The sequence below is a fragment of the Kribbella speibonae genome (assembly GCF_004331375.1).
Classification (GTDB): domain Bacteria; phylum Actinomycetota; class Actinomycetes; order Propionibacteriales; family Kribbellaceae; genus Kribbella; species Kribbella sindirgiensis.
The window spans coordinates 13,373-27,262 of record NZ_SJKC01000007.1 but is presented as its reverse complement, the minus strand read 5'-3'; the positions used below and the strand labels follow the sequence as shown (position 1 = coordinate 27,262).

Below are 13,890 nucleotides of genomic sequence, written 5' to 3'. Positions count from 1 at the left end.
GAGGCAATGAACGTTGAGCGGAAGTCTCTGGGTGAGCGGGCGCGGGTGCATGCGGCGTTAGGGGATCCGGCGCGGCTGGCGATCGTGGACGCGTTGCTGGTGGGAGATGCGGCGCCGGGGGAGTTGGGTGCGCTGTTGGAGATGCCGACGAATCTGGTGGCGCATCACTTGAAGGTGCTGCAGGAGGCGGGGCTGGTGGTGCGCGGGCGGTCGGAGGGTGATCATCGCCGTACCTATGTGAGGCTGGTTCCGGAGACGCTGGCGACAGTGTCGAGTTCGCCGCTGGACGATGTGCCGCGAGTCGTGTTCGTGTGCACGCAGAACTCGGCGCGGTCGCAGTTGGCGGCCGCGATCTGGTCGCGGCGGAGTCATGTGCCGGCGGTGTCGGGCGGTACGCGCCCTGCGGACCGTGTGCACCCGCGGGCTGTGAAGGTCGCGCGGCGGCACGGCCTTGATCCGAGTGCATGGCGTACGGCGCAGGTCGCGGAGATCGCGCAGCCGAACGACTTGGTGATCGCGGTGTGCGATATCGCGTACGAGCACCTGCCGGCTGATGCCCGGCCGCGGGTGCACTGGTCGGTGCCGGATCCGGCACCGGCGGACACTGATGCGGCTTTCGAGGCCGCGTACGACGAGATCGCCGGCCGGATCGATCGGCTGGCGCCGTTGGTGTCCCCCGCGGGGGAGAACCGTTCGAGGAGTGGAGCATGACCGAAGTCACGAGGCTCCACCGGGAAGACTTGTCCATCGATCAGCACCTCGCGTTGCGGACGGCGGCGTCGCGGCTGACTGAGCAGTTCGGGCAGATCTACGGCCGGGAGACGATCGAGCGGTTCCTGCATTCGAGCTACGACCAGTTCGCGACGGGCAGCACGGTGCCGAACTTCCTGCCGTTGCTGGCGGAGCGTTTTGCGCGGCAGCGGCTGACGGCGCTCGCGAAGGTCGAGGGTCATCACGATGACGGCCGTCCGGTCGTGCTGTTCCTGTGCGTGCACAATGCCGGGCGCAGCCAGATGGCGCTCGGCTTCTTCGCGCACCTCGCGGGAGAGCAGGCGGTCGGATGGTCGGGCGGTTCGGAGCCGGGCATCGAGGTGAACGAGGCGGCGGTCGTGGCGATGGCCGAGCGTGGCATCGACATCTCGACGGAGTACCCGAAGCCGTGGACCGACGAGATCGTGCGGGCCGCGGATGCGGTGGTGACGATGGGCTGCGGTGACGCGTGCCCGATCTTCCCGGGTAAGCGGTACGAGAACTGGATCCTCGACGACCCCAACGGGTTGGACGTGAGCGAGATCCGCCCGATCCGGGACGAGATCGAACGTCGGGTACGTCAGTTGCTCGCAGAACTCGCCGTGCCTACTGCGAGCGGCCGGTGACTACATCACTGTGGCGGCGGGCGCTTGCCGAAGGCATCGGAACCGGGCTCCTCGTCGCCGTTGTGATCGGCTCGGGCATCGCGGCCGCGAAGCTGTCCCCGGACGACGTCGGCCTGCAGTTGCTCGAGAACGCCTTTGCGACCGCCCTCGGCCTCGCGGTGCTGATCCTGATGCTGGGGCCGGTGTCCGGCGCGCACTTCAACCCCGTTGTGTCCGCGGCCGACTGGTGGCTCGGTCGCCGCAACGGGACTGGGATCACGGGACGGGAGTTGGCCGCTTACGTGCCGGCGCAGGTTCTCGGTGCGATTGCTGGCGCGGTGCTCGCCAACCTGATGTTCGGCGAGGCGGCGGTGTCGTGGTCGACGACAGATCGGTCGGCGGGGCATTTGTGGATCGGTGAGACGGTCGCGACCGCCGGGTTGATCATGTTGATCTTCTCGCTCGCCTGGTCCGGCCGAGCGGCGGTGGCGCCGGCCGCGGTCGGTGCGTACATCGGGTCGGCGTACTGGTTCACCTCGTCGACGTCCTTCGCCAATCCAGCGGTCACGATCGGCCGGGCGTTCAGCGATACGTTTGCCGGGATCGCTCCGGGGTCGGTGCTGGGATTTGTGTTCTTCCAGGTGTTCGGTGCGATTGTCGGCGCCGGCCTGGTGGCTGTGCTGTATCCGAACTTCGGCGACTCGGACGAGGTCGTCGTACCCCACAAAGATGCTGGAGCTACTTCGTGAACAAGCCCGTCGTTCTGTTCGTCTGCGTGCACAACGCCGGCCGGTCCCAGATGGCCGCCGGGTGGTTGCGGCACCTGGCCGGGGACGCCGTCGATGTCCGTTCGGCCGGTTCCGCGCCGAAGGACCAGATCAACCCGGTCGCGGTCGAGGCGATGCGTGAGGTCGGCATCGACATCACCGGCAACGTCCCGCACCTGCTGGACACCGAGGACGTCCGCGCCAGCGACGCCGTCATCACGATGGGCTGCGGAGATGCGTGCCCGATCTTTCCCGGCAAGCGGTACGAGGACTGGGAGCTGACCGACCCGGCGGGTCAGTCGATCGAGGTGGTCCGCCAGGTCCGCGACGAGATCCGCGGCCGGGTCGAGAAGCTGATCGGCGAACTGCAGGCGTCATGAGCACGACTCCTATGCTTGGTTGACGGAACTCGGCACCTGATCAGAGTTCGGCGACGAGCGTGCGGGCCGTGCGGCCGGCGCCGATCAGCGTCGCGGACGCCGGTCCCGTCCAGTCGCCGTACCCGATCAGGTGCAGACGCGGTTCCTTGACTGCCTGAGTGCCGTCCGTCGGGATGTGGCCGTCCGGTCCGCGGAGCCCAAGGCGCGACAGGTGGCCGAGTGCCGGGCGGAAGCCGGTGCACCAGATGATCGCGTCGTACGACGACTTGGTGCCGTCACGCCAGCGCACACCGTCCTCGACCAGTCGTGTGAACGGCTCGCGGGCGTGGAGTACGTCGCGGTCGCGGGCTTCGCGAACGCTCTGAACCATCACGATGTCGCCGAGACCCACGACGCCGCCGGTGTCAGGTTCGCCGAGTTCCCGCGCCCGGTGCCGGCGGGTGGCGATCTCGAACAACGCTCGCCCGTCAACGTCGTCGGGCAGGAAGCGCGGCGGACGAAGTGTCACCCAGGTGGTCTCGGCGACCGTCGACACCTCGGCGAGAATCTGCGCGGCGGAGTTGCCACCGCCGACGATCAGCACCCGTTGGCCGGTGAAGGCGGATGCCTGCCGATAGTCGGCAGTGTGCAGCTGACGTCCCGCGAACGAGCCCGGGTACGTCGGGACGAACGGCCGGGACCACGTTCCGGTCGCCGAGATGACCTGTTCGGCCGACCAATCGCCGTCGTCGGTGTGGACGACGAGCCGTTGGTGATCTCCGCGGCTGACGGCGGTGACCGCGGTGGAGCGCCGTACGTCGAGTTCGTAGCGCTGCTCGTACCGGGTCAGGTAGTCGACGACATGAGCTGCCAGGGGATAGCCGCTGTCGCCGGTCCACGGCGGCATCATCCAGCCTGGTAGCGAGGAGTACTGCGTGGGGGAGAAGGTCCGCAGCGTCGGCCACATCTGCGCCCAGGCGCCGCCGGGCCGGTCGGCCGCATCGAGAATCACGAAGTCCGCGCCTGGGACCAGACCCGAGCGGCGCAGGTAGAACCCTGTCGCGAGTCCAGCCTGTCCGCCGCCGATCACCACCATCCTCGCAGCGTGTTGCGACGTCATCGGCCGGACACCGTGGGGGAGCGCGGCTGGGTCATACCGCGGTGCGTGTCGGGGCGGCAAGCAGCGTTGACAGCCAAGCCAGGCGCTCGGGGAGCGCCCAGTAGTAGACCCAGGTGCCGCGGCGCTCGCAGTCGACGAGGCCGGCTTCGCGAAGGACCTTCAGGTGGTGGGAGATGGTCGGCCCGCTGACCTCGAAGTGGGGCGTGATGTCGCAGACGCATACCTCGTCGCCGGCCGACGCGATGATCGACATGAGCCGCAACCGGACCGGATCGGCCAGCGCCTTGAACACGGCAGCCCCGTCTGCGGCCTGAGCAGGCTGGAGCGCAGCCTCGGAGATCGGCGTGCAGCACCCGGTGAGGACAGTGAGCTCCTGTTTCGACATGTGTCTATCTTGACTTATGTCGAATCAAGAGGCAAGGTGGGCATCGTTGATTAGATGAACATCAACTTAGGGACCTGGAGAAGAATCGTGAGTGTCACATCCTCTGAACTGCCCGTCGTCGTCATCGGTGCGGGGCCGGTCGGGCTGGCCGCGTCGGCACACCTGGCCGAGCGTGGGATCGAGTTCCTGGTGCTGGAATCGGGGCCGAGTGTGGCTGCGGCGATCGACGAGTGGCGCCATGTGAAGTTGTTCAGCCCGTGGCGGTACGACATCGACGGCGCAGCGCGCCGTCTGCTCGAGACGGCGGGCTGGGAAGAGCCGGACCTCGACCTGTTGCCGACGGGCGGGGACCTGATCGACGCCTACCTTGCTCCGCTGGCGAAGACGCCGCAGCTCAACGACCGCATTCGCTACAACGCGGCTGTGACCGCGGTGACTCGGGTCGGCTTCGACCGGATCCGTACGGCGGGCCGCGAGGACGCGCCGTTCCTGGTACGGCTCAGCGACGGCACGGAGATCCTGGCGAGCGCGGTGATCGACGCAGCCGGTACCTGGCGGCGGCCGAACGTGCTCGGCGGTTCGGGCATCCCGGCGCGTGGCGAGGCAGAGGCCGGCGGGATCGCGCACGCTCTGCCCGACGTACTCGGGCGTGACCGTGAGCGCTTCGCGGGTCGTCGTACGGCGGTTGTCGGCGCCGGTCACTCCTCGGCCACGACTCTGCTGGAGCTCGGCGAGCTGGCCGAGCAGGTGCCGGGGACCGAGGTGCTGTGGGTCGTGAGGGGCACCGACCAGGCCCGAACGTACGGCGGCGGTGAGGCCGACGAACTGCCCGCGCGTGGTGCGCTGGGTGCCCGGCTGAAGAAGCTGGTGCAGTCGGGGCACGTCGAGCTGGTGAGCAGCTTCCGGATCGAGGCGATCTCGCGCACGGCGGACGGCCGGGTCGAGCTTGCCGCGGGAGACCGTCGGGTCGTCGCGGACACAGTGGTCAACTCGACGGGCTTCCGTCCGGACCACGAGATGGTCGGGGAGCTGCGCCTTGACCTGGACCCGATCCTGGGCTCGACGCGGGCGCTGGCGCCGTTGATCGACCCGAACCAGCACTCGTGTGGGACCGTCCCGCCGCACGGTGTCGACGAGTTGACGCACCCGGAGCCGGGGTACTACGCGGTTGGTGCGAAGTCGTACGGCCGGGCGCCGACGTTCCTGCTGGCGACCGGATACGAGCAGGCCCGTTCGGTCGTCGCCGCGCTTGCAGGTGATTGGGAGGCCGCACGCGACGTTCAGCTCAACCTGCCCGAGACCGGGGTGTGCTCGTCGAACCTCGCGTACGGCGACTCGGCCGACGAATCCGCCGGCGGCTGCTGCGGCCCGGCGCCGCAGGCTGTCGAGGCCGGCCGTGGGCTGGCTACGGGCATCAGTGGCGGTCTGCTGACGGTCGTGGAAGCCAAGCCCAGCACGCAGTCCAGCTGCTGCGGCTGATGCCAACCGATCCGGGTCTGATCGTTCGTCCTTCGGCGACGGCGGTCAGACCCGGACCGCGTCGGCTGGTCAGCGCGCTCGCGGTCACGCAGACGGTCGGGTACGGCGTTCTGTACTACGCGTTCAGCGTGATCCTCGGGCCGATGAGCCGTGAGTTGGGGATTGCGACTGTGACCGCGGCGGGTGCGCTCACCGCCGCGGTCCTGATCTCAGGCGTGCTGTCGATCCCGGTCGGCCGCTGGCTGGACGCCCGCGGTGGCCACGGATTGATGACCACTGGGTCGGTGCTGGGTGCCGTGGCCGTGCTGGGCTGGTCTCAGGTCCGGAGTCCTGCGCAGTTGTACGTGGTGTTTGTGCTGATGGGCGTGGCGTCGGCGATGGTTCTGTACGAGCCGGCGTTCGCCGTCGTCGTGGCGGTGACCGATCCGCAGCGGCGCCGAAAGGCACTGTTGGGGATCACATTGGTGGCCGGGTTCGCCAGCTCGATCTTCATTCCGCTGACCGGGCAACTGGTCGCGCGTCTGGGCTGGCGGACGGCGCTCGTCGTACTCGCGGTCCTCCTCGCGGGAGTAACAATCCCACTGCACGGTGTGGCGCTGAGGCACGCAGGGTCCTCGGGTCGCCATGATCGGCGGAGCAGGGCGCGTTCACCGGGCCGAGTGCTTCGGGATCCGGCGTTCTGGTTGCTCGCCGCAACGTTCGTCCTGCACGGGGCGGCGCTCGCGGTGATCGCCGTACACCTGGTGCTGTATCTGATCAGCCTCGGTCACCCTGCGGCACTCGCCGCGACCCTGGCCGGCCTCCTCGGATTGTTGTCGGTCACCGGCCGGGTCGTCAGCACGCTGTCATCGCGATGGTTGCCGATGGCCACCATCGCCGCGGTGATCTTCGTCGCGCAAGGAGCGGCGCTGTCGCTGCTGCCGGTGGTTGGCCGGAGTGTCGCTGGTGCGGTGGGATGTCTGGTGGTGTTCGGCCTGGGCTTCGGCATCGCGTCCATCGCGACACCCGCGATCCTGCTCGACCGGTACGGCGCGAACGGGTACGGCACGATCGCGGGCACATTGGCGGCGCCGGTGCTCGTTGCCAAGGCATCGGCGCCGCTCGGCGGTGCGGTGCTGGCAGCCGCCGCTGGGTACCGGGTGCTGGTCACGCTGGTAGCCGCGGTGTGCGTACTGGCCGGCGTACTTCTGCTGCTTGTGCAGCGGCTGCCTACGGAGCGGCCGGCATCTGGCCCCTGACCGGGAAGAGTGCCGATGTCGACGATGCGCGGGACCCCTCCCAGGGCCGTTACCGCGCTGTAAGTTGTGCTGTGAGCCAGCTCTGCGCCTCTGCGTCGCGCAGTCCGGTCGCGGCGGCGAGCCTGCTGTCCGGCGCGACACCGCTGACGACCAGGACGGCGTCGGCGTCTCGACCTACCTCGGCCACGGTCGTGGTGCATCTGACCTCGACATCGTGTGCCTCGAGCTCGGCGCTGATCTCATCGGCGAGTTGCTGGTCGAGTGTCGGGGGGGAGGACGCCGGGGAGGCGTTCCAGGAGAATGACTGGTGGGTCGATCGCGGTGGCGATGTGGTTGGTGCGTACGTCGATCCTGGCCGCCGCGATGTGTCGTCCGCCGTACGATCTGGGCCAGATCGCGCCGGTCGGCCACCTCGCCGGACAGGTGGTACGGGATGCCGCAGACGGAGAAGTTCCTGCCGCCCGATATTCCTGATCCCGGTCCTACCTTCCCGCAGAACGAGCGCTACCTTTGACGACGTACCGGGCGTCGCGCGAAACGCCACGGAGCGTGTTCGACGAGAAGGATCGCTGGAACTCCACCCCGAGGTAGGCCAAGCCTGGGTGGGTCAGTGAGATGCCGCGTCTGTGGAGGGGCATTCCGGTGTTGTCCAGTGCTCCGAGGCTATCCAGGTAGGGGAGATTGGGGCGGTAGCCGGTCGCGAAAATGACCGTGTCGACGTGCTCCTCGTTGCCGTCCGGCCATTGCACGCGGTCGCCGTCGAAGCGGGTGAACATGGGGCGCTGGTCGAGTTGACCGGCCTTCAGTGCGTTGCTGTAGATGCCCGTGTCGAAGACAGGGGTGCCGTGGATGAGTCTGCGGAGGACGGCCGGCGGCAGGAGGTCTATTCGGAGGGCGTGCAGCCAGTAGTGCATGTCACGGCCGCCGCGGATCTGCGGTACGAACTGTACGGGGCGCCGTACGGCCATGGTCACCTGTGCGACCTCGGCCAGCTCGTAGGCGATTTGGATCGCTGAGTTCCCGGCGCCGACCACGACGACGCGCTGATCGGCGTACGGCTTGGGGCTGCGGTAGTCCGCCACATGCAGGAGCTGTCCGGTGAAGGTCCCGGGGATCTTGGGGATGTACGGGTTCGTGAAGGATCCGCTGGCGCAGATGACGCTGGCTGCTGGGAACTCCTCGCCGGTGCCGGTGCGGACGACGTAGCCCGCGCCCTGTTGGGCGACAGTCGTTGCGCGGGTGTTGGTGTGGATTTCGGCGTCGAGGCCGAGTGAGAGCCGTTCGAGGTAGGCGACGACCTCGTCCCTGGTGGGGTAGTGATCCGGGTCGCCGGGGAATGGCGCGCCTGGGAAGCCGCTGTAGCGGGCGGGGGAGAACAGCGTGAGGGTGTCGTAGTACTTGGTCCAGGATCCGACCGTTCGGTCGCCGGCTTCGAGCAGCACTGGGCGCAAGCCGGCGTCGCGCGCCGCGAAGGCTCCGGCCAGCCCTGACTGGCCACCGCCGATGATCACGACATCTGTGGAAGTCATGCCCATCAACATATCGCAATATCCCGATATGACGAAACGACGATATTGGCTAGTCTGGACTTCATGGCGGAGCAGGCAGACCCTCGGCTCGTGGGTGATCTGGTGGAGCTCCGCGCGGCCACGCACGACTTCCTCAAGGCGCTGTCCAGCCCGACCCGGCAGCGGATCATGCTCCTGTTCGCCCGCGGCGCCGAACTCTCGGTCAACGAAGTCGCCGAACAGGCCGGCATCGGCCAGTCCACGGCATCCCAGCAGCTCGACCTGCTGCGTCGCGGAGGCATCCTGACCGCCCGCCGCGAAGGCAAGAACACCCTCTACCGCGCCGACCGCGACGGCGCCGCGGCCGCCCTGGCTGACCTCCAGGCGTACCTCAAGACCTGCTGCTGACTCATCCGTCCAGGGTCAGCTGACGACGATGAAAGTCGTAGTGCTGCGTCGGGAAGCGGTAGACGTCAGCCAAGGTCATGTACTCCTTGAAGAACGGATCCCAACGCGTTGGATAGTGCATGCCGCGGGCGAGACTCGCTTCGGTCTCAGCGTCGAGCCGCCGGTGGAGCTTGTCGATGACGCGGTCGAACATGACAACCATGCGGGCCGGGCTGACCGTGTGGCCCGCGGCGTACGAACCAAGGAAATTCACCTCGTCGAACGGCCGCGTAGCCGCGTTGAGGAGCCGTGCGTACCCGCGACTGGCACCGCGCGGCAGCCGGCCGAACAGCCGCACAAGCCGTAGCAGAGCGCGAATGATGAGGTAGCCGAGAAGCATGTGAAATAGCAGTTGCCGGTTGTTCCAGCGCGTGCCGCTCGAGGGCTTCCGCAGTACCGTGTCGTCGGCCGACTCGACCAACTGCCGGAAGTCCGCGCGGGCACGCTCGAGCTCGTCGTGCACCGACTGTCTGTCCATGGCCTCATGATGCGCAGCGCCGTCTTCGAACGCCAGGGCACGGCCCGGCTGATCTCCGGCGCGAAGTTGCTATAGGCAATTTCCTGGACCGGGCTGTCTCAGGGGATGTCAGCGACGGATTGCGAGCCTACGATCGTGAGGTGACTGGGCCGTCTCGTGAGGTTGGTGCCCGGGGGCGTCGGCCTGGGCGGGGTGTCGCCCGCTGGCTGGAGCGGCTGGCCGAGCTCGGTGGCCGGCCGGAGGACACCCGCGACGAGCGGCTCCGCCAAGGCACGCTGATCTTCTCCTCCTTGCTGATCACGGTGCTGTCCACGATCTGGGTGACGACGTACCTGGCGTACGGCGACCCGGTCTCGGCGGCGATCCCGGCGTTCTACCAGGTCGTCAACATCATCGGCCTGGCCGTACTGTCCCGGACGCGACGGTTCGCGATCTTCCGCACCACGCAACTCCTGGCGTTCATGGTCCTGCCGGCGTTGCTGCAGGTCTCGCTCGGCGGGTTCGTCGCATCAAGCGCAATGATCCTCTGGGCGACGTTCACACCACTGGCCGCGCTCGCGTTGCTCGGAATCCGGCGTTCTCTCCCGTGGCTGGCGGCGTTCTTCGTCGAGTTGTTCGTGCTCGCGCTGGTCGATTCCTCGCTCCCGCAACCCCCATCGGCGCTGCCGCCCGGCTTCGTGGTCACGTTCCTGGTGCTGAATATCGCGGGAGTCATGGTGAGCGCGTACGTGATGCTCAGCTACTTCGTTGAACAGCGAGAGCGGGCCCATCGGGCCCTCGAAACCGAACGGGAACGTTCGGAGCGGCTCCTGCTGAATGTCCTGCCGGGGCCGATCGCGGAGCGCCTCAAGACAGAGCCGGGAGTCATCGCCGAGCACTACGACGCGGTCAGCGTCCTCTTCGCCGATCTGGTCGGTTTCACGGCCCGGTCGGCAGTGATGGCCGCGGCGGACGTTGTGACCCTGCTGGACCAGGTGTTCTCCGCGTTCGACCGCATCGCCGACGCCGAGGGAGTCGAGAAGATCAAGACGATCGGCGACGCCTACATGCTTGTCGGCGGACTGCCGACGCCGCGGCCGGACCATCTAGCAGCAGTCGCCCGTACGGCGCTCGCGCTGCGCGACGAGGTCGACCGTCTCGCCGCGTTGCCCGGTCAGGAATGGCTCGCGGTCCGGATCGGGATCGACTCGGGGCCAGTGGTGGCCGGCGTGATCGGCCGGCGCAAGTTCATCTACGACCTCTGGGGCGACACTGTGAACACCGCCAGCCGGATGGAGTCCCACGGCGTACCCGGCGCGATTCAGGTAACTGCCCGGGTGGCAGCCGCCCTCGGACCAGAGTTCGCCGTACTTCCTCGCGGCACCATCGACATCAAGGGAAAGGGCCCCATGCAGACCTTCCTCCTCCGCGGGCTTTGATGGACCGTGAAGTGCAGCATGCTCGGCAGGAGAATGGTGTCGGACATGGTCGCGGATGGTGGCTTGAGATAGACGTTCGAACGCCGGCAGATACAGCCAGTCCTCCTCGGCGAGGACCATGTTCTCGCATGAACAACGCGAACGTGCCTTGAACGTGCGATACCACCATCGGGTCACGGGCCGCATCCGCATCCTCGGAAGGCGCAGGAAGGGCACCGGCTGCGGTGCCTGGCGATCGACGAGTTCGCTGCGGGAGTTGTCCGCCGGATCTTCGAGCTGTACCTCGAGGCGGGGGGAAGAAGGCGATTGCAGAGTTGCTGAATCGTGAAGGTGTGCCGTGCCCGTCGGCGCACGCGCCGCAGCAGAACCGGCATCGCAAGATGGATGGTTGGCAGCACTCGACGATCGTGACGATCTTGGACAATCCGCGATACACCGGCTATGCCGTTTACGGTCGTTGGCAGAAGGTCGAGGAGTTGCTGGATCCCGACGATGTGGCCGCGGGTTACGTGGTGAAGTTCCGCCGGTCGCCGCAGGCGAAGATCGTGCGGTCGAGGCAGCCCGCTCACCCGGCGATCGTCCCGGTGGAGATGTTCACGGCAGTTCAGCTCGAGCAGCGCAGGCGGAGGGCCGGCGGGAAGGCCGCCTGGTCGTTGGTGGACCGGCGACGTGTGTGGAAGAAGCGTGTGTACGCGTTTCCGGGGCCGGATCAGGTGTGCGATCTGTGTACGGAAGATGGAAGGCGCTGCTCGTCGGGGCTTGCCCGGGTCTGCGACGGCGCTGGCGCACCCGCAGCAGATCTATCTGCGTGAAGATCTGATGGCACCGAAGATCAATCGCTGGATCGGCAGTCTGTTCGATCCGATCCATCGGGCGCAGACCGTTCAGACTTTGCTGGAAGCGGATGATTCTGCCGAGCGGGCCCGAGAGCAGAGCGAGAGGCTCCGCGACAGGGTCGCCGCAGCTGAGACCGTTATGAAGAAGTTGCGGAAGGCATTGGAAGCCGGCTGGGATCCGGTGGAGTTGCGCGAGCAGTACAACTCGGCTGCGTCCGACAAACGGGCGGCGGAGTCGGCGCTCGCTGCAGCGCGGGACCAGACAGGCATCAGTCGCGCCGAACTGGAGGCCTACCTCGACCAGCTGGGCGACATGACGGCCCTGGACAGAGCCGAGCCGGAGGACCTCGCTGAGCTGTACGCGTCCTTCAGATTGTCGCTGACGTACAACCACACCGAGCAGATCGTCGATGTGGAGGTCGACCCGATAGGGGACCGTGTGGATAAGTTGCGTGTCCGAGGCGGGACACGCACCTTAACCACACGCCTGGAGCTTGAGCTGGGTCAATCAGGTCGAGTGCCGTAGCTCGGCGTCCCGCGCTCGTCGGCTTGGGACCAACATCGTTACAGGATGCTGCCGGGCGGAACAATAGTCGGTGGTGCCGCTGTCCATCGTCGGCTGTGACCGTTCTGTAGGGCACGGCAGTTCCCGACGCTTGGGCGCGCTGCGGCCGGGCTCACAAGCGCCGGCGCCGCGTGACCTGCCCACTGGCTGTGTCCGGACGTGGTACGCGAAACGTCGTTTGGGGTGCTGGAGATGAGGGCCAGTCGGCCATCAGTGGCATTTTGGCGAGTGATCGGGGCGATATCAGATCGACTCTGTCGGGGATGGTGGTACCTCTCTCGATGTCGATGGCGGTGGAGTCGAGGACCAGCGCGGGCCACCTCCGGAACCTGGGCATGAGTTACGCGGGCCGCACAGTCTCAGTACTCCCTTCGCTCTGCAAAGCGCGCGCGGCGGAATCCCGCGCCCCTCGGGGCAGGGCAGAGGACTCAGTCGGTGTCGAGGATTCTCTCGACGACCGCGTCAGGACATCCGAGGATTCGCAGAGCGTGTCCGCGCACGATCAGTTCGAGTACATCGACGGTGTCGTCCAGCGCGTTGGCGTCATATCCGCGCTTGCCGTGCGCCAGATCGTTGCGGACGATGCGAAGAGCGTTCGGTGTCGTCGTACCCGGATTCGCGGCAGCGACGACCTGTTGGACCAAGGACGTTGCAGCCAGGCGGTCCATCATGTTCACCGGAAGCTTCTGAACCATGGAGGTCAACGCCGCTTCGAGGCTGGACGGCGGATTCTTGAGGAGGAACGCCTTGAGGAACTTCCTGGCTGCAGAATCGAGGTCGTCTGCAAGAACGAGATCCAAGATCCGCGTTCGCTCTTCAATGTGTGCTGCTCGTCGAGTTTCGTACTCCTCCCGAGTCTCGTACCCATACATTCCTTCCAGTGCCTGGATCAGGAGCAAGAACCGCGACCTGGGGTGCTGGTCCCGCGCGTGCAGCATCGAGCCATACGTCTCGACCAACGGGTGGTGCTCGGCGGCGAAGTCCCGCCATTTTAGGACCAAGTCGAGCATCGACAGTTGGTCGGGCTTCGCGTGGATCGCGCTCTTCTGCCTTCTCAGCCGCTCGTACGAGCTGCCGAACGGCGCCTGTGTGATGCCCGAGCCGAAGACCTGAAATTGGCCCTGTCTGCCCTCGAGTTCGACCGAAGCGTAGGTGAGGTCGCACGATGCTCCGGTCGAGATCGAGATGATTCGCCTGAGAGGCTCAACGAAATCGTCAACGGCTGTGCGCAGAGTCACGCTCTCGTTGAAGATGAAGCTGGCCACTGGGCTGAATGCCAGGCGGAACTCGTAGGCGTCCGCTGCGCGCATCCGAGCGTCGTAGCGGAGCGACAGCGATACGGAGTTCGAGTTCCAGTCGCCACTTGCGTCGGGGTCCAGGTAGGCGGCCCACTCGTCTCGCGGATTGTCAGGATTGATGAAAGGTGCCTTTATCTGCTTGATGGGAGAGGCGCCAAGGACCGCATCGAGACCGTCGATCTGAAACCTCACCGACGAGATGAGCGGGGCCTTCTCGTTCTCCCGGTTCGGCTGGGCCGTCTTGCGCCGGCCCAAGAAGCCCGAGAACGCGTCTCCATGGCCGGCGAGTGCCGCACTGCCGGAAAGATGCCCCTCTCCACTCGATACGTACCGGAGTGTGGCGTCGAGCAGGAAGACGGTTCCTCCGTTGGCCAATAAGCCGCGGAGGACTGGTAGGCGCACTGTCTGTGGAAACGACGCCGAGTAGCCTCCGGCCGGCCCGGTGTTGATCCGTAGCGGGACGGAACCATAGATCGATCCCTGCGGTGGCCTGTTGGCCTTGGCCTCAAGATTCCCGGGCAGCTCGACCCACCCTCCGGCGTGATCTGGCACCGACCATGTACAGAGGTAGTCGTCGGGCTCGTAGGCCAGCCGCAGCGGTGGTCTTTCATTGAGCATAGGAACAGCCTACGGAGGG

Annotated in this window: 16 protein-coding genes; 10 read left to right on the top strand and 6 right to left on the bottom strand. The window is 66.8% G+C overall.

Annotation, left to right across the window (positions count from 1 at the left end; all coding sequences use genetic code 11):
- Window positions 1-6: 6 nt before the first annotated feature.
- The 4 genes from E0H92_RS36870 to E0H92_RS36855 are packed head-to-tail and all read left to right on the top strand — an operon-like array spanning window position 7 to window position 2,502.
- A complete protein-coding gene (locus E0H92_RS36870) occupies window positions 7-711 on the top strand; it encodes an arsenate reductase/protein-tyrosine-phosphatase family protein (RefSeq protein ID WP_131499514.1) in 705 nt (234 codons plus the stop codon).
- Window positions 708-1,376, top strand: coding sequence for an arsenate reductase ArsC (locus E0H92_RS36865; RefSeq protein WP_131499512.1), 669 nt, complete (start codon window positions 708-710; stop codon window positions 1,374-1,376). Before E0H92_RS36870 ends, E0H92_RS36865 begins: the two co-directional genes overlap by 4 nt.
- Complete coding sequence (locus E0H92_RS36860; RefSeq protein WP_131499511.1) at window positions 1,373-2,104, top strand: aquaporin; 732 nt, start codon at window positions 1,373-1,375, stop codon at window positions 2,102-2,104. Before E0H92_RS36865 ends, E0H92_RS36860 begins: the two co-directional genes overlap by 4 nt.
- Entirely contained in the window at window positions 2,101-2,502 is a 402-nt protein-coding gene (locus E0H92_RS36855) for an arsenate reductase ArsC (protein ID WP_165550206.1), read from the top strand. The genes E0H92_RS36860 and E0H92_RS36855 overlap by 4 nt, the downstream gene beginning before the upstream one ends.
- A gap of 40 nt (window positions 2,503-2,542) precedes the next feature.
- Here E0H92_RS36855 and E0H92_RS36850 read toward each other — a convergent pair whose 3' ends face one another.
- Both E0H92_RS36850 and E0H92_RS36845 read right to left on the bottom strand, forming a co-directional pair.
- A complete protein-coding gene (locus E0H92_RS36850) occupies window positions 2,543-3,601 on the bottom strand; it encodes an ArsO family NAD(P)H-dependent flavin-containing monooxygenase (RefSeq protein WP_131499509.1) in 1,059 nt (352 codons plus the stop codon).
- A 31-nt stretch (window positions 3,602-3,632) separates the two neighbouring features.
- Window positions 3,633-3,986 carry an ArsR/SmtB family transcription factor gene (locus E0H92_RS36845; protein WP_131499508.1) on the bottom strand — a complete coding sequence of 118 codons (354 nt, stop codon included), beginning with the start codon at window positions 3,984-3,986 and terminating at the stop codon, window positions 3,633-3,635.
- An 87-nt stretch (window positions 3,987-4,073) separates the two neighbouring features.
- Between E0H92_RS36845 and E0H92_RS36840 the strand changes: the two genes are divergently transcribed.
- Window positions 4,074-5,465 (top strand): NAD(P)-binding domain-containing protein, encoded by a 1,392-nt coding sequence (locus tag E0H92_RS36840; RefSeq protein WP_131499506.1) that lies wholly within the window; start codon window positions 4,074-4,076, stop codon window positions 5,463-5,465.
- Window positions 5,465-6,703 carry an MFS transporter gene (locus tag E0H92_RS36835; protein ID WP_131499505.1) on the top strand — a complete coding sequence of 413 codons (1,239 nt, stop codon included), beginning with the start codon at window positions 5,465-5,467 and terminating at the stop codon, window positions 6,701-6,703. Before E0H92_RS36840 ends, E0H92_RS36835 begins: the two co-directional genes overlap by 1 nt.
- A gap of 49 nt (window positions 6,704-6,752) precedes the next feature.
- Here E0H92_RS36835 and E0H92_RS44465 read toward each other — a convergent pair whose 3' ends face one another.
- Entirely contained in the window at window positions 6,753-6,890 is a 138-nt protein-coding gene (locus tag E0H92_RS44465; RefSeq protein WP_165550205.1) for a hypothetical protein, read from the bottom strand.
- A gap of 295 nt (window positions 6,891-7,185) precedes the next feature.
- Entirely contained in the window at window positions 7,186-8,232 is a 1,047-nt protein-coding gene (locus E0H92_RS36830) for a flavin-containing monooxygenase (protein WP_131499504.1), read from the bottom strand.
- 63 nt (window positions 8,233-8,295) lie between these two features.
- Between E0H92_RS36830 and E0H92_RS36825 the strand changes: the two genes are divergently transcribed.
- Window positions 8,296-8,619 carry an ArsR/SmtB family transcription factor gene (locus tag E0H92_RS36825; RefSeq protein WP_131499503.1) on the top strand — a complete coding sequence of 108 codons (324 nt, stop codon included), beginning with the start codon at window positions 8,296-8,298 and terminating at the stop codon, window positions 8,617-8,619.
- Between the two features lies 1 nt (window position 8,620).
- Here the strand turns inward: E0H92_RS36825 and E0H92_RS36820 are convergent, their stop codons facing one another.
- Entirely contained in the window at window positions 8,621-9,136 is a 516-nt protein-coding gene (locus E0H92_RS36820; RefSeq protein WP_131499502.1) for a DinB family protein, read from the bottom strand.
- Between the two features lie 140 nt (window positions 9,137-9,276).
- On the opposite strand from E0H92_RS36820, the gene E0H92_RS36815 reads away from it, so the two are divergent.
- The 3 genes from E0H92_RS36815 (at window position 9,277) to E0H92_RS36805 (ending at window position 11,916) form a co-directional block, all read left to right on the top strand.
- Window positions 9,277-10,554, top strand: coding sequence for an adenylate/guanylate cyclase domain-containing protein (locus tag E0H92_RS36815; RefSeq protein ID WP_131499501.1), 1,278 nt, complete (start codon window positions 9,277-9,279; stop codon window positions 10,552-10,554).
- A gap of 224 nt (window positions 10,555-10,778) precedes the next feature.
- Window positions 10,779-11,366, top strand: coding sequence for a recombinase family protein (locus E0H92_RS36810; RefSeq protein ID WP_275670129.1), 588 nt, complete (start codon window positions 10,779-10,781; stop codon window positions 11,364-11,366).
- Window positions 11,367-11,373: 7 nt separating this feature from the next.
- Entirely contained in the window at window positions 11,374-11,916 is a 543-nt protein-coding gene (locus E0H92_RS36805) for a hypothetical protein (protein ID WP_131499499.1), read from the top strand.
- 467 nt (window positions 11,917-12,383) lie between these two features.
- On the opposite strand, the gene E0H92_RS36800 is transcribed toward E0H92_RS36805, so the two are convergent.
- On the bottom strand, window positions 12,384-13,871 hold the full coding sequence (locus E0H92_RS36800; protein WP_131499498.1) for an ApeA N-terminal domain 1-containing protein: 1,488 nt from the start codon (window positions 13,869-13,871) through the stop codon (window positions 12,384-12,386).
- Window positions 13,872-13,890: the final 19 nt, after the last annotated feature.

Excerpts from the sequence above, each read along its gene's own strand:
- E0H92_RS36870 (WP_131499514.1), top strand. The coding sequence starts at position 7 with ATGAACGTTGAGCGGAAGTCTCTGGGTGAGCGGGCGCGGGTGCATGCG.
- E0H92_RS36865 (WP_131499512.1), top strand. The coding sequence starts at position 708 with ATGACCGAAGTCACGAGGCTCCACCGGGAAGACTTGTCCATCGATCAG.
- E0H92_RS36850 (WP_131499509.1), bottom strand. The coding sequence starts at position 3,601 with ATGACGTCGCAACACGCTGCGAGGATGGTGGTGATCGGCGGCGGACAG.
- E0H92_RS36845 (WP_131499508.1), bottom strand. The coding sequence starts at position 3,986 with ATGTCGAAACAGGAGCTCACTGTCCTCACCGGGTGCTGCACGCCGATC.
- E0H92_RS36835 (WP_131499505.1), top strand. The coding sequence starts at position 5,465 with ATGCCAACCGATCCGGGTCTGATCGTTCGTCCTTCGGCGACGGCGGTC.
- E0H92_RS36830 (WP_131499504.1), bottom strand. The coding sequence starts at position 8,232 with ATGACTTCCACAGATGTCGTGATCATCGGCGGTGGCCAGTCAGGGCTG.
- E0H92_RS36825 (WP_131499503.1), top strand. The coding sequence starts at position 8,296 with ATGGCGGAGCAGGCAGACCCTCGGCTCGTGGGTGATCTGGTGGAGCTC.
- E0H92_RS36820 (WP_131499502.1), bottom strand. The coding sequence starts at position 9,136 with ATGGACAGACAGTCGGTGCACGACGAGCTCGAGCGTGCCCGCGCGGAC.
- E0H92_RS36805 (WP_131499499.1), top strand. The coding sequence starts at position 11,374 with ATGGCACCGAAGATCAATCGCTGGATCGGCAGTCTGTTCGATCCGATC.
- E0H92_RS36800 (WP_131499498.1), bottom strand. The coding sequence starts at position 13,871 with ATGCTCAATGAAAGACCACCGCTGCGGCTGGCCTACGAGCCCGACGAC.